Origin of the sequence: Plebeiibacterium marinum, assembly GCF_026013615.1 — a bacterium.
GTDB classification, from domain to species: Bacteria; Bacteroidota; Bacteroidia; order Bacteroidales; family Marinilabiliaceae; genus Saccharicrinis; species Saccharicrinis marinus_A.
In genome coordinates this window covers 93785-107982 of record NZ_JAPDPI010000011.1, presented here as the reverse complement: position 1 = coordinate 107982, position 14198 = coordinate 93785, and the positions used below count along the sequence as shown (strand labels likewise).

General features: G+C 37.4%; 12 protein-coding genes. 7 read left to right on the top strand and 5 right to left on the bottom strand.

Features of this window, described 5'->3' with window-relative positions:
• Positions 1–5: 5 nt before the first annotated feature.
• The 3 genes from OM074_RS07485 to tgt all read right to left on the bottom strand — a co-directional run bounded on the left by OM074_RS07485 (position 6) and on the right by tgt (position 4049).
• Complete coding sequence (locus tag OM074_RS07485) at positions 6–1550, bottom strand: acyl-CoA carboxylase subunit beta (RefSeq protein WP_301198837.1); 1545 nt, start codon at positions 1548–1550, stop codon at positions 6–8.
• 169 nt (positions 1551–1719) lie between these two features.
• A complete protein-coding gene (locus OM074_RS07480; protein ID WP_301198836.1) occupies positions 1720–2811 on the bottom strand; it encodes an LptF/LptG family permease in 1092 nt (363 codons plus the stop codon).
• A gap of 107 nt (positions 2812–2918) precedes the next feature.
• Positions 2919–4049: a tRNA guanosine(34) transglycosylase Tgt gene (gene tgt / locus OM074_RS07475; RefSeq protein ID WP_301198835.1), complete on the bottom strand. Its 1131-nt coding sequence runs from the start codon at positions 4047–4049 to the stop codon at positions 2919–2921.
• 150 nt (positions 4050–4199) lie between these two features.
• Here tgt and OM074_RS07470 point away from each other — a divergent pair, with 150 nt between their 5' ends.
• The 7 genes from OM074_RS07470 (at position 4200) to OM074_RS07440 (ending at position 10033) form a co-directional block, all read left to right on the top strand.
• Positions 4200–5351, top strand: coding sequence for a glycosyltransferase (locus tag OM074_RS07470; protein WP_301198834.1), 1152 nt, complete (start codon positions 4200–4202; stop codon positions 5349–5351).
• Positions 5342–5953 carry an RNA polymerase sigma factor gene (locus tag OM074_RS07465; protein WP_301198833.1) on the top strand — a complete coding sequence of 204 codons (612 nt, stop codon included), beginning with the start codon at positions 5342–5344 and terminating at the stop codon, positions 5951–5953. The genes OM074_RS07470 and OM074_RS07465 overlap by 10 nt, the downstream gene beginning before the upstream one ends.
• Before the next feature lie 41 nt (positions 5954–5994).
• Positions 5995–6615 (top strand): 16S rRNA (guanine(527)-N(7))-methyltransferase RsmG, encoded by a 621-nt coding sequence (gene rsmG, locus OM074_RS07460; protein WP_301198832.1) that lies wholly within the window; start codon positions 5995–5997, stop codon positions 6613–6615.
• A 143-nt stretch (positions 6616–6758) separates the two neighbouring features.
• Complete coding sequence (gene rpmH, locus OM074_RS07455) at positions 6759–6917, top strand: 50S ribosomal protein L34 (protein WP_301198831.1); 159 nt, start codon at positions 6759–6761, stop codon at positions 6915–6917.
• 192 nt (positions 6918–7109) lie between these two features.
• Positions 7110–7967 carry a PASTA domain-containing protein gene (locus tag OM074_RS07450; protein WP_301198830.1) on the top strand — a complete coding sequence of 286 codons (858 nt, stop codon included), beginning with the start codon at positions 7110–7112 and terminating at the stop codon, positions 7965–7967.
• Positions 7964–9028, top strand: a complete 1065-nt coding sequence (locus tag OM074_RS07445; RefSeq protein WP_301198829.1) for an RluA family pseudouridine synthase — start codon at positions 7964–7966, stop codon at positions 9026–9028. The genes OM074_RS07450 and OM074_RS07445 overlap by 4 nt, the downstream gene beginning before the upstream one ends.
• A gap of 18 nt (positions 9029–9046) precedes the next feature.
• A complete protein-coding gene (locus OM074_RS07440; protein ID WP_301198828.1) occupies positions 9047–10033 on the top strand; it encodes a D-alanine--D-alanine ligase in 987 nt (328 codons plus the stop codon).
• A gap of 228 nt (positions 10034–10261) precedes the next feature.
• On the opposite strand, the gene OM074_RS07435 is transcribed toward OM074_RS07440, so the two are convergent.
• Both OM074_RS07435 and gcvP read right to left on the bottom strand, forming a co-directional pair.
• Positions 10262–10825, bottom strand: coding sequence for an REP-associated tyrosine transposase (locus OM074_RS07435; RefSeq protein WP_301198827.1), 564 nt, complete (start codon positions 10823–10825; stop codon positions 10262–10264).
• Positions 10826–11201: 376 nt separating this feature from the next.
• On the bottom strand, positions 11202–14078 hold the full coding sequence (gcvP, locus tag OM074_RS07430) for an aminomethyl-transferring glycine dehydrogenase (RefSeq protein ID WP_301198826.1): 2877 nt from the start codon (positions 14076–14078) through the stop codon (positions 11202–11204).
• Between the last annotated feature and the right edge of the window lie 120 nt (positions 14079–14198).

The following is a 14198-nucleotide window of genomic DNA, read 5'->3' as shown; positions in this document are numbered from 1 at the left end:
TGTTTTTAAAATGGAGGAATACCATGTTTCTTATCAGGGTGATTAATATCTTTTCCTACTGAAACCTCTAAAGCATGTAATAAAATATTACGTGTTTCATTTGGCTCAATTACAGAATCGATATATCCCTTAGCAGCTGCAACATATGGATTTGCAAACTTCTCTTTGTACTCTTGTACTTTCAACTGGCGCATTTCCTCAGGATTTTCTGCTCCTTCAATCTCCTTTTTAAAGATGATATTAGCAGCACCTTCAGGCCCCATTACCGCAATTTCTGCAGTTGGCCATGCAAACATAAAGTCAGCACCTAAGTGACGAGAGTTCATTGCAATATAACCACCACCATAAGCTTTACGTAGAATTACAGTAATCTTAGGCACAGTAGCTTCAGAATAAGCGTAAAGCACCTTGGCACCGTGACGGATAACCCCTGCATGCTCCTGGTCAACACCCGGAAGGTATCCTGGCATATCCTCAAGCGTAACAATAGGAATATTAAATGAATCACAGTAGCGGATGAAACGAGCTGCCTTATCCGAACTATCACAATCAAGAACTCCGGCCAATACCAATGGCTGGTTAGCAACAAAACCGATTGTTTGTCCGTTCATACGACCAAAACCGATTACGATATTTGCAGCAAACAGTTCTTGAATTTCAAAGAAGTCACCATCATCAACAATGCTTCTGATTACATCTCGTACATCATATGGTTTACGAGGATCTGCAGGAATAAGATCTTCAAGATTTCCTTTGAACTGAGGTTCTTTTGGCGGGAATTCTTTAGCTTTCTTTGAATTATTCCAAGGGATAAATGTAATCAGTTTCTTAATCTGATCGAAACACTCTTGCTCGCTTTCAGCAAAGAAATGAGCATTTCCTGTAGTTTCTGCGTGTACACGAGCTCCACCAAGTTCTTCCATAGAAATTTCTTCACCAAGAACTGTTTTGATTACTCCTGGGCCTGTGATAAACATTTTAGAAATGTTATCCACAACAAACACAAAGTCTGTTAATGCCGGAGAGTAAACAGCTCCTCCGGCACATGGGCCAAGGATAACTGAAATTTGAGGAATTACACCTGAAGCAATTGTGTTTCTGTAAAAGATCTCACCATAACCGGCAAGTGAATTTACACCTTCCTGAATACGGGCACCACCTGAATCGTTAATACCGATCAAAGGCACACGCATTTTTAACGCATGGTCCATGATTTTTGTGATCTTACGAGCATGCATAAGCCCTAAAGATCCTCCTGCTACAGTAAAGTCCTGAGCAAACACGCAAATAGGTGCGCCATAAACAGTTCCTGTACCAATAATCACACCGTCACCATGAAGCTGCTTTTTGTCCATGCCGAAGTCTTTGGCTTCGTGCTCAACAAAAAGATCATACTCTGTAAAAGAATCCTGATCAAGAATGGCAAGTATACGCTCACGGGCAGTCATTTTACCCATAGCCACTTGTTTTTCGATGGCTTTTTCACCACCACCCATTTCAACCTTCTCTTTTCTTTTACGAAGATCTAGGATGTGTTTTTTCAATGACATAATTAAAATTTTTAATTAACCTAATACAAATCAATGCCTTAATAACTGACAAAGTTTGCGAATATCTGTGTATTAATACAAATTTTTCGTTCCAAAAAACGCACAAAGAACTGAAATTAATCAGGTTTATGCAACTACTTTGTGCATTAAATTAAATTTTATATACTTTTTATTTTGGTGCTTTAAAATATAAATACACCCCTATAACAGCAAACACAAGGTTTGGAAGCCATACTGCAACCAATGCATTCATGTTTCCATTAATAGCAAAAGTGGTTGACACCGTCATAAAAAGAATATATCCAAAACTCAGAGCCAGGCCAACTCCAATATGCAGCCCAATTCCACCCCTAACCTTCCTGGAGGCCAGCGATACGCCTATCAATGTTAAAATAAATGCAGAAAAAGGATTAGCAACCCTCTTATAGTATTCAATAACATATGGTTTTATAGATCCCACCCCTTTTTGGGTCTGAACCTCTATATAATCATGGAGTTCAGAAAAGGTCATCGTTTCAAACCAATTATGCTCCGACTTAAAATCAGAGGGTGTCATATTAAAAACCGTATCCATTCTGGAACCTTCGGTAATCTCAATCCTGTTGTCATCAATAAAGTCTCGAATAATATAATTGGTTAACTCCCACTTCTTTTCTTCTTCATTATATTTAATATTCTTTGCAACCAGCTTTGATTTTAATTGTGTCCCCTCGAACTTTTCTGCACTAAAATTACTCCCCTTGTTGCTATATCCGTAAAACCTGCCCATGTATACAAACAAACCAGGCTCCAGTTGAAAATGAATATCCCTCAAACCGGAATCTTTCTTTTTATGGAGATACAATGCTTCAAACTCCAGTCGTGTTTGGTTAGAGGGGGGTATAACATATCCTCCCAGATAAAAAGAAAATACTGCAACAATCAATGCAGAAACAAAATAAGGAAACATCAGCCTCCTAAAACTTACACCACTTGATAATATGGCAATGATTTCGGTATCATAGGCCATTTTAGAGGTAAAGAATATTACTGCAATAAAAACAAATAACGGAGTGAAGAGATTAGCAAAATAGGGAACAAAATTAAAGTAGTAATCGAATATGATTGCTGAAGCAGGAGCTCCTTTTTCCAGAAAATTATCAATCTTCTCAGTTACATCAAACACAACTGCAATACTGATAATTAACAGAATGGCAAAAAAATACGTTCCTAAAAATTTACGAATAATGTACCTATCAAGCCTTTGTATAGCGCCTTTCATAAAAGTGGTATATTCTAAAACAGATTACAAAAAAACAAAAATATAATGAACTATACCCAATAGATTGCCAGATTTTAAACAAAAGACATAGTTGCTCATAAAATTACTTACAGGCGTACAGACATTTGTCTTACCATTTGATCCTTCCACACAGCAAAATCGCCTTCTATAATGTGCTTCCTGGCTTCTTTTACCAACCAAAGATAAAATGCAAGGTTATGCAAGCTTCCAATTTGGGCAGCCAACATTTCTTTGGCAACATACAAGTGGCGCACATAAGCCTTTGTATAATGATGGTCTACAAAGGATGTCCCTTCCGGGTCCAGGGGCGAAAAATCATCTTTCCACTTTTCATTCTTCATATTCATCACTCCGCGCGAAGTAAAAAGCATACCATTTCTCCCGTTTCGGGTAGGCATCACGCAATCAAACATGTCCACTCCAAGAGCAATGGACTCCAATATATTAATTGGCGTACCCACACCCATTAAATATCGAGGCTTATCCTCTGGTAGAATTCCCGTTACCACTTCAGTCATCTCATACATAACCTCAGCCGGCTCTCCAACGGACAATCCCCCAATGGCATTTCCTTCACGACCAAATGAGGCAATATACTCTGCCGACTGCTTCCTCAGATCCCTATAACCTGCGCCTTGTACAATTGGGAAAAACGTTTGGTTGTGACCGTATTTCGGGTTTGTATTATCAAATTGGGTTAATCCACGTTTAAGCCATCTATGAGTAAGCTCCATTGAATTCTTTGCATAGTCATGATCAGCATCCCCAGGGGCACACTCATCAAATGCCATTATAATGTCAGCCCCAATCACTCTTTGTATATCAACCACATTTTCTGGAGTAAACAAATGTTTGGATCCATCAATATGAGATCTAAAAACAGCACCTTCTTCCTTTAGCTTCCGGTTTCCACTCAAAGAAAAAACCTGATAGCCACCACTATCAGTCAAAACAGGCCTGTCCCATCCATTAAACTTATGCAATCCTCCTGCCTTTTCAATAATATCCAAACCAGGACGCAAATACAAGTGATAAGTGTTACCCAGGATTATCTGTGCCTCAATATCATCCTTTAAATCATTAAAATGCACCCCTTTAACACTTCCTACAGTTCCTACAGGCATAAAAATAGGGGTTTCTATCTCCCCATGATCTGTAGTTATCTTTCCGGCTCTTGCTCTTGATTTAGAATCTGTTACTTGTAATTTAAAATCCATTTACATAAATTATTTAAGGGTGCAAATATAATCAGTCTTTGCCTTCAAATACAAAAAATTATCTTATGCTGTTTCTTTTTCAAAAAAAAACCGCTCAAATTTGGGCACTCCGCTATTTGTATATAAATAAAAATTGCTCAAATTTGTCAGGTGCATTTTACAAACTTCATACCAACTAGTGAAATATGGCTATATGTATTCGTAGCCTTATCATTCCTGCTATTTATTCAGGTTTTTTACTATTTTTATTTCTTTCAGAAACTCAACCGCTTTATCAACAGACAAAGCAAAACGGACTCCAATAAATACCCGCCTTTGTCGGTTGTTATCTGTGCCAAAAACGAATCAAAGAACCTCAAAGCCAATTTACCCTATATATTAAACCAGGAATATCCGGGAGAATTTGAGGTAATTGTTGTAAACGATGCGTCTGAGGATGAAACAGAACTTATCTTAGCACAATTTAAAGAGAAAAACAAGCACCTGTACTACACCTCTATTCCATATGACAAGATATTTCAGCACGGAAAAAAACTGGCCATGACAATCGGAATAAAGGCAGCCAAAAACAACCATATGGTATTTACCGATGCAGACTGCATTCCTGCCACAAACAACTGGTTAAAACACATGGCAGAAGGCTTTGCAGAGGGAAAAGAAATTGTGTTAGGCTACGGAATATACAAAAAACAAAAAGGCTTTTTAAACTACTGGATCAGGTTTGACACTTTCACTATTGCTATGCAGTATTTCTCCTATGCACTGAGAGGTATCGCATATATGGGCGTAGGCCGGAACATTGCATACACAAAAGATCTTTTTTACAAACATGAAGGGTTTAAAAAGCACCAACACATCTTATCCGGAGACGACGATTTATTTATCAGGGATGCCGCAACCAAAAGCAACGTTGCCATTGTTACCCATCCCGACTCTTATACCATTTCCGAACCCCGCAAATCATTTAAAGAATGGCGAAGGCAAAAAAGCAGGCACTTAACAACATCCCCTCACTATAAAAGTAAGATTAAGATAATTCTTGGAATTGAGGTTTTATCCCGACAATTATTCTGGGCCCTCTCCCTGTTTTTTATTTTTTTTCCTACTTTTGCACCAAGTATTTTTTTATTAATTATAATAAAATTACTAGTGCAAACATTAGTATTAAACGCACTAACAAAAAAAACCAGGCAAAGAGACTTAACTTTTGGGGGTATCATTTTAGATTTTATATTACCTTTAGTTACTGGTTTATTATTACTAGGCGGAAAAAGACAAGCAAAAAAAAGTAAATGGACATAAATCCTAATTTATCCGACAAAGCAAGGCATGATTTCAGTCTGGTTCAACTAGCCGTAAAAGGAGATCAAAAAGCCTTTGCAGAACTCATGGGTCGTTACCGAGACGCCATATATTTTATGCTTTTAAAAATGGTTAACAATAAAAGCGATGCCGAAGACTTAACTATTGAGGCGTTTGGCAAGGCTTTTAAAAACATCCATCAATATTCTCCTAATTATGCATTTAGTACCTGGCTTTTTAAAATCGCCTCGAACAACTGCATTGATTATCTTCGAAAAAAGCGCACCAACATTGTTTCAATTGACGGAACGCACTTAAATGAAGAAAAGGAAAACGAACAGCCTATCCATTTAAAAGACGAAACTCCAGACCCTGAAGAAGGTTTAATAAAACAACAAAAAGCCATCTTAATGCGCACTGTTGTTAAAAAATTAAAACCAAGATACAGAACCCTGATTGAACTAAGGTATTTCAACGAATTTTCATATGAAGAAATAGCCCAGGAACTGGAGCTTCCTTTGGGCACCGTTAAGGCCCAGCTTTTCAGAGCAAGAGAATTACTGTTCAATACTTTAAAAAATTCAGACGTTAAGCTCGATTAAACCGAGACTATTTTTTTACATTAAAGGGATTACAACTACAGATGGGTTTGGTAAAACACTATTTCCCTGAATTATCAGAGGAACAACTACAATTATTTGAAAAACTGGAAAAACTCTATCCGGAATGGAATGAACGGGTTAACGTAATTTCAAGAAAAGATATTTCAGAATTAAGCATTCGGCACATCCTTCATTCTCTGGCCATTGCCAAATACGTTAAATTTGTTCCCGGAACAAAAATAATTGATATTGGCACTGGTGGCGGATTCCCGGGAATTCCTTTAGCAATATTTTTTCCGGAGTGCCATTTTCATTTGGTAGATTCAATAGGAAAGAAAATAAAGGTTGTTCAAACAATTGCTGATGAACTAGGCCTGTCAAACGTTACCACACAGCAGGAAAGATCGGAGAAAATCAAATCAAAATACGACTTTGTTGTAAGCCGGGCAGTAACTGCCTTTCCTCGCTTTGTTAATCTAACACGCCATTTAATTAGCGACAAAAATAAAAATGCCATTACAAACGGGATATTATACCTTAAAGGTGGCGACTTTGATGAGGAAATCAAGCCTTTTAAAAAGAGGATTTCGGTCACTCAGTTAACAAACTATTACACCGAAGATTTCTTCGAAACTAAAAAGCTGATCCACCTTACATTTTAATATTCGTATTATACTAAGGCACAAAATATAAGAATTAACTAAATAAAAAGTTATTTTTTTTTGGAAGAAGAAAATAAAGATGTATTTTTGCAGTCCGAAAATAGAAAACAACGAATTGTCGAAAGATATAAAATTATAATAAGATGAAAAGGACTTTTCAACCTTCGAACAGAAAAAGAAGAAACAAGCACGGATTCAGAGCAAGAATGGCTAGTGCAAATGGACGTAAGGTTTTAGCTGCTAGAAGAGCTAAAGGAAGAAAGAAACTTAGTGTTTCAAGTGAAAAAAGACACAAAGCATAATTAAATGCTCAACTGAATATTAAAAAGGATTCTGTACGAATCCTTTTTTTTATGCCTAAAAGCCACATTACGAAACAGGATAACCCTCGTAAAGCACTAATTTACAATCCGGGTTAAAACACATCCATTTCTCACATGATTTTATAGTTTTTATATTATTTTTGAGGTCATCTTGACAAAAAACACAACTATATGTCTTTTCTTACATTCTTTACAAACAAAAAGATTTATATCCATATTGGATTGGCATTAGGGCTGCTTATAGTTATTTTAATAACAACTTTTATTGCCTTAAACATTTATACACACCATGGCGAAAATTTTGCAACTCCGGATTTTTCAGGTCTTACGGAAAAGCAATTTATTGATATAGTACAACAAAAAGAATTAAGATATAAGATCATAGATTCGGTACATATTGCCGATTTGACCCCAGGTGTTGTAGTGGAACAAACTCCTAAACCAGGAAGCTTTGTTAAAGAAAACAGAACAATATTCTTTACCATAAATGCCTATACGGCCGAGCAGGTACCCATGCCACAACTTGAAGAGATTTCATTGCGAAATGCTCAGGTCACCCTTGAGTCTTACGGGTTGCGTGTAGGGCAATTGATTTATATCCCATCAGAATACACCCAGCTTGTATTGGGACAACATTACCAGGGAAAGCCAATTGAACCGGGCACCCTCATTGCCAAAGGATCTACCATAGACCTGCTTATTGGCAAAGGGTTGAGCAACGAAAAAACAGAAATCCCTGATTTAAAAGGACTCACTCTGGAACAAGCCATCAGCTTATGTCAGGCCAATTCTCTAAATATTGACGTAGTATTGTATGGTGATTCAATCGCCACCCAGGAAGATAGCCTAAGGGCATTTGTATGGCAACAAAAACCAGAGGCCAATATGGGGAAGAAACTTCGACTGGGTGCATCACTTGATATTTGGCTGACCATCGATTCTGCCAAGATCATGCCTGACACATTAGCAATTGACTCATTAAGTACAGATACTCTAATCCCAGATAAAGAACTAGAACAATTACAATGATTGAGGAGAAGGACCCAAGGGAGGATTTAAATGATATTGAGGACGAACAAAACGAAATGTTTGAACACCACCGTTTTGTTTGTGATCCGGGACAAAAACTACTGCGCATAGACAAATTCCTTGTAAACAGGATTGAAAATGCTTCACGCAGTAAAATTCAGGATGCTGCTGCTGCAGGAAACATCCGCGTTAATGACATTTCAGTAAAACCCAATTACAAGGTTAAGCCCAACGATGTCATTTCTATCGTAATGGAATACCCAAGGAGGGAACTCGAAATCATTCCGGAAGACATTCCCCTGAACATCCATTACGAAGATGACCATTTGATTGTAATCAATAAAAACCCCGGTTTGGTTGTACATCCGGGTCATGGAAATTACACAGGGACACTTGTTAATGCGCTAGCCTGGCACCTAAAGGGTTTACCTTTATTTAATTCTGACGACCCACGCCCGGGACTGGTACACAGAATAGACAAAGACACTTCCGGTTTATTGGTTGTTGCAAAAACCGAGCAGGCAAAAAACCACCTGGCCCGTCAGTTCTTTGAAAAAACAACGGAAAGAAGTTATGTAGCTTTAGTATGGGGAAACATTGACGAAGACCAGGGAACAGTTACAGGTCATATAGGCAGAAGCTTAAAAGACAGAATGCAGATGACAGTTTACCCTGATGGGGAATTAGGCAAGCATGCTGTTACTCATTATAAAGTGCTTGAAAGGTTTGGTTATGTAACATTAGTACAATGCGTACTGGAAACAGGTAGAACACACCAAATCAGAGCTCACATGAAATTCATTGGCCATACTCTTTTTAATGATGAAAGATATGGTGGACATGAGATATTAAAAGGTACAACCTTTTCAAAATACAAGCAGTTTGTTCAAAATTGCTTTAAAACATTACCTCGTCAGGCTTTACATGCCAAGTCTTTAGGTTTTATCCATCCCCACACGGGCGAAAAGATGAGTTTCAATACGGATATTCCCGACGATATGATGCAGTGTATTGAAAAATGGAGAACCTACACTTCAAACAGAGATATTGAATCTGAATAAAACAATCATAAAACGCACATGGAAAAGAAAAATATTGCGGTAGTTTACGGAGGTGATTCCTCTGAAATTGTTGTTTCACGAAAAAGTGCACAAGGTGTACTTTCTTTTATTGACAACTCTAAATATAATACCGTTGCAGTATTAATTACTCTTGAAAAATGGGTCGCCGAATCAGATGGTAAAGAATATCCTATTGACAAGAATGATTTTTCGTTTACAAAGGATGGTAAAAAAGTTGTCTTTGACTGTGCATATATTACGATTCACGGAACTCCGGGAGAAGATGGAAGATTACAGGGATATTTTGACATGTTGAATATTCCTTATTCAACATGCGGCGTATTTGCCGCTTCATTGACCTTCAACAAATTTGCCTGCAATACCTATCTCAAAGGATTTGGAGTTTCAGTTGCAGACTCTTTATTGATTAGAAAAGGAACTGACTATGCTGGCGAAAATATTGCAGATAAATTAAGCTTACCTGTATTTATTAAACCCAACGCAGGAGGATCGAGTTTTGGTATTTCAAAAGCAAAAACTGTTGAGGAAATAGAACCTGCAATTTTAAAAGCTTTTGAAGAAAGCAATGAGGTTATCATTGAGTCATTTATTGATGGACATGAGTTTACTTGCGGCTTATACAAAACTCCTGAAAAAGAATGTGTATTCCCAATTACAGAAGTAATTCCTGCTAATGAGTTTTTTGACTTTGAGGCTAAATACAATGCAGAAAAAGCTCAGGAAATCACTCCTGCACGTTTACCTCAGGAAACAACAGACAGAATTCAAAAAATCACTTCATTAATTTATGATATATTAGGATGTAAAGGTATCGCAAGAATAGATTACATGTTGAGTGACAACAAAATATTTTTATTAGAAGTAAATACTACTCCAGGAATGACTCCAACAAGCTTTATTCCTCAACAAATTAAAGCTGCTGGTTTAGATATTAAAGATGTATTTACAGATATTATTGAAGACTCGATTAACCGAGCAAAATAAGACCTGATTAAAAATACCATAATCAAAGCTGCATTTTTAAGTGCGGCTTTTTTATTATTTATCGTTATTTCAAAAATACGGCTGGAAGCCGGAATTAATGCGACATAGCGGGACGCCATGCCGAACTGTTCATTATACCATAACATTTTCCGAAGCTAAAGTGCAGGTGCAACAATCGTTCAGCGAAGCGTCTCGCTTCGCTGTCTACGATCGGCCTCTGGCCGATATTTAAACAGTTTTCCAACTTGCGTCAATAACAACAACATCTAGAATACTTGGCTCGTCTGCATAATTAGCAGCACTACTATAGATATAATCCTGTGGTTCTTTAACAATCCCGGCCCTAACCGGATTATCATGGATATAATCAAGCTTTTGGTCAATAAACTTATCTGAGTAAAGATGAACAGCATGGTTCTCATGTGTAAAAACCTGATATTGGCTATTTCTTTTATGCTTTTGTGCTGCCTTTTTAAATAGCATTAAAAGCCATTCTCTTCTGCTCTCAATTCCATTTACTATTCTATCAAGCAAACATTTACTTGTGTAACTTTTAAAATCTCTGAGCACATTACTCAGATTATTTTCTTTTGCTTTTAGAATTAAATGTATATGATTACTCATAATTACATAAGCATAAATAATCAATCCTTTTTCTTTCTGGCAGTATTTCAGATTATCAATTACAATATTTCGATAGTCAACTCGACTAAACAAATCAATCCAGTTAACTATTTGCAAAGTTACAAAGTATGGTTCTCCCTGTTCTTTTATTTGATAACCTGTACTCATAGTCAATGATTTAAAATAATAATAAATGGTTTAGATATACAACATTATAAAAAGGCCAGAGGCCTTTGTTAATACGACATAGCGAGACGCTATGCCGAGCTACTTCTTTCATAAATTACTAATCTAAAAGAAAAGGTGATTACTAACAATTATTAACTGTTACTACATTTCTTTTTACAAATTCAAAAACTTTTTCTTCCTTAGTCATTTCTATCTTAAGCAAATGCTCAGCGAAGCGTCCCGCTTCGTTGATTACAAAATCGAATATACACATAATTTATCCAACCATATCCTAAAACTTCTTCTTATCAACCGAATTGCAAGGCACAAAAAATGCCGCTCTAAACCAGAACGGCATCTTTTCAAACCTCAATTTTTATTTACTAAGTAACTCATATTCTTCAGGAGATCCACAGGTACATATCAGATTTCGATCACCAAAGGCATCATCTACCCTGGCTACTGTTAACCAAAATTTATTTTCTTTGATCCAATCTAATGGGAACGCTGCTTTTTCTCTTCCATACGAATGTGACCATTCATCACAAACAATCTTATAATCAGGGTGAGGAGCATTTTTCAGCACATTATCTGTTTTATCCGCTTCACCCGATTCAACTTCTTTAATTTCGTTATAAATGTTTTTCATCACTTCAATAAAGCGATCCAATTCTTGTTTTGATTCACTTTCTGTTGGTTCAACCATTAAGGTTCCATGCACAGGAAAAGATAAGGTTGGTGCATGAAATCCATAATCCATTAAACGTTTGGCAATATCCGATTCTGTGATACCTGCATTTGTTTTAAAATGACGACATTCTAAAATCATCTCGTGCGCTACCCTACCGTTTTCACCGGTATACAATACACCATACTCCTCTTTTAGGTGATGAGCAATGTAGTTGGCATTTAAAATAGCCACTTCTGTAGATTGCTTCAATCCATCACTACCTAACATCTTAATGTAACCATAAGTAATTGGCATTACACTGGCACTACCCCAAGGGGCTGCAGCAACGGCAGAAATTCCTTTGCGCCCGTTTTTAACAACAGGATGAGAAGGTAAGAAGTCAACCAGGTGCTTTGCCACACCAATTGGTCCAACACCAGGTCCTCCACCACCGTGAGGGATAGCAAATGTTTTATGCAAATTCAAGTGACACACATCAGCCCCAATCAACCCCGGATTAGTTAATCCAACCTGAGCATTCATATTGGCACCATCCATATATACCTGACCACCATTTTCGTGAATAACATTACATATCTCAACCACTGAGGCTTCAAACACTCCGTGGGTTGAAGGATAAGTAATCATCAAACACGAAAGCGTATCTTTATATTTCTCAGCCTTTTCTTTAAGATCATTTACATCAATATTCCCGCGCTCATCGCATTTTACAACCACTACTTTCATACCTGCCATAACAGCACTTGCCGGGTTGGTTCCATGAGCTGAAGATGGAATAATAGCCACATTACGCTGACCTTCGCCAATACTTTTATGATAAGCTCTGATTACCATTAATCCGGCATACTCACCTGCAGCTCCTGAATTTGGCTGTAAGCTGATATCTGCAAAACCTGTAATTTCAGCTAAATCTCTTTTTAACTCTGCAAAAAGAAGTTGATATCCGGCAGCCTGATCCAATGGCACAAATGGATGAATACCACCGAATTCAATCCAACTTAAAGGTAACATCTCTGTAGCCGCATTCAGTTTCATGGTACAAGAACCTAAAGAAATCATTGAATGCGTTAAAGAAATATCTCTACGCTCCAGCTTTTTGATATATCGAACCATTTCTGTTTCGGAACGGTATAATTTAAAGATTTCCTGCTGCAGATAGTCCGATGTTCTTAAATAAGCCTTATCAATAGTGCAAATCTCTTCGATATCAAGTATAGTTGGAACATCGATACATGCAGCACGGGCAAACACTTCAACAATCCAGTTAACATCTTCAAGATTGGTCGTTTCATCAATACTAATACCCACATCACCATTCTCGAAGTAGCGGAAGTTCATCTCCAACTCCAATGAATATTTCTCTATCAATTCAACAGAGGCATGAGGAGCCATTGAAAAACGAATGGTATCAAAATAGTTATCATTTAACTGTTTATATCCAAATTTCTCAATTTCTTTAGTTAACAGAGATGCGATATTATGAATCTGACCTGCAATTCTGCAAATACCTTCAGCACCATGATATACTGCATAAAACCCAGCCATAGTAGCTAACAATGCTTGTGCCGTACAAATATTTGATGTTGCCTTTTCTCTTTTAATATGTTGTTCACGGGTTTGTAAAGCCATTCTTAAAGCACGGTTACCATTGGCATCCTTAGTAATACCAATAATACGCCCGGGCATGTGTCTTTTTCCGTCTTCACGAGCGGCAAAATAAGCGGCATAAGGACCGCCATACCCCATTGGAATACCAAAACGCTGTGAAGAACCAAAAACGATATCAGCACCCCATTCTCCCGGAGGAACCAACATGGCCAAGCTTAGCAAATCAGCACCAACAGCTATTTTACAACCTGCTCCGTGAGTTTTATCAACAAGCTCTTTGTAATCCACTACATTTCCATCTGAGTTTGGATACTGAACCATCACACCAAAATGCTTTTCTGTAAGCTCACACTCTTTCCAATCTCCAAATTGCAATTCTATACCTAATGAATTAGCTCTTGTTTCAAGGACAGCCCTTGTCTGAGGCCAAACCATTTCATCTACAAACATGGTATTTGCGTCAGCTTTCACCATGGCTCTTGAACGCAAGTTAAACATCATCATCATAGCTTCTGCAGCAGCGGTTGCCTCATCCAATAATGATGCGTTTGCAATTTCCATACCTGTTAACTCGCAAACTACGGTTTGAAAATTCAACAATGCCTCTAATCTACCTTGTGAAATCTCTGCCTGGTAAGGAGTATATGATGTATACCAAACCGGGTTTTCAAGCACATTACGATGGATTACCGCCGGAGTAATTGTATCGTAATACCCCATTCCAATATAAGTATTGTATACTTTGTTTTTTGAGGCTATATCCAATATCTTTCTGAAATACTGGCGCTCTGTTAACCCTTTTGCCAGGCGCAAAGGTTCTTTTAAACGAATACTTGCCGGAACTGTTTCATCAATTAATTGCTCCATTGAATCAACACCTAATGTTTTTAGCATCTCTTCAATTTCATGTTCCCGAGGCCCAATATGCCTTGCAACAAATTTATCTGTAGCCATTATATAATTTATTTAAAATCACTGGAGTAACCCTGAAGAAGACCCCACAAACTATAGTTAACCCTTCTCGTTACGAGATGGCCTTAAAGGTAAGATAATAAGAAAATTATAAAAATGATA

Bases quoted from the DNA above. Each gene is read 5' to 3' on its own strand.
- OM074_RS07485 (WP_301198837.1), bottom strand. From the start codon at position 1,550: ATGTCATTGAAAAAACACATCCTAGATCTTCGTAAAAGAAAAGAGAAG.
- OM074_RS07480 (WP_301198836.1), bottom strand. From the start codon at position 2,811: ATGAAAGGCGCTATACAAAGGCTTGATAGGTACATTATTCGTAAATTT.
- tgt (WP_301198835.1), bottom strand. From the start codon at position 4,049: ATGGATTTTAAATTACAAGTAACAGATTCTAAATCAAGAGCAAGAGCC.
- OM074_RS07465 (WP_301198833.1), top strand. From the start codon at position 5,342: ATGGACATAAATCCTAATTTATCCGACAAAGCAAGGCATGATTTCAGT.
- rsmG (WP_301198832.1), top strand. From the start codon at position 5,995: ATGGGTTTGGTAAAACACTATTTCCCTGAATTATCAGAGGAACAACTA.
- rpmH (WP_301198831.1), top strand. From the start codon at position 6,759: ATGAAAAGGACTTTTCAACCTTCGAACAGAAAAAGAAGAAACAAGCAC.
- OM074_RS07450 (WP_301198830.1), top strand. From the start codon at position 7,110: ATGTCTTTTCTTACATTCTTTACAAACAAAAAGATTTATATCCATATT.
- OM074_RS07445 (WP_301198829.1), top strand. From the start codon at position 7,964: ATGATTGAGGAGAAGGACCCAAGGGAGGATTTAAATGATATTGAGGAC.
- OM074_RS07440 (WP_301198828.1), top strand. From the start codon at position 9,047: ATGGAAAAGAAAAATATTGCGGTAGTTTACGGAGGTGATTCCTCTGAA.
- OM074_RS07435 (WP_301198827.1), bottom strand. From the start codon at position 10,825: ATGAGTACAGGTTATCAAATAAAAGAACAGGGAGAACCATACTTTGTA.
- gcvP (WP_301198826.1), bottom strand. From the start codon at position 14,078: ATGGCTACAGATAAATTTGTTGCAAGGCATATTGGGCCTCGGGAACAT.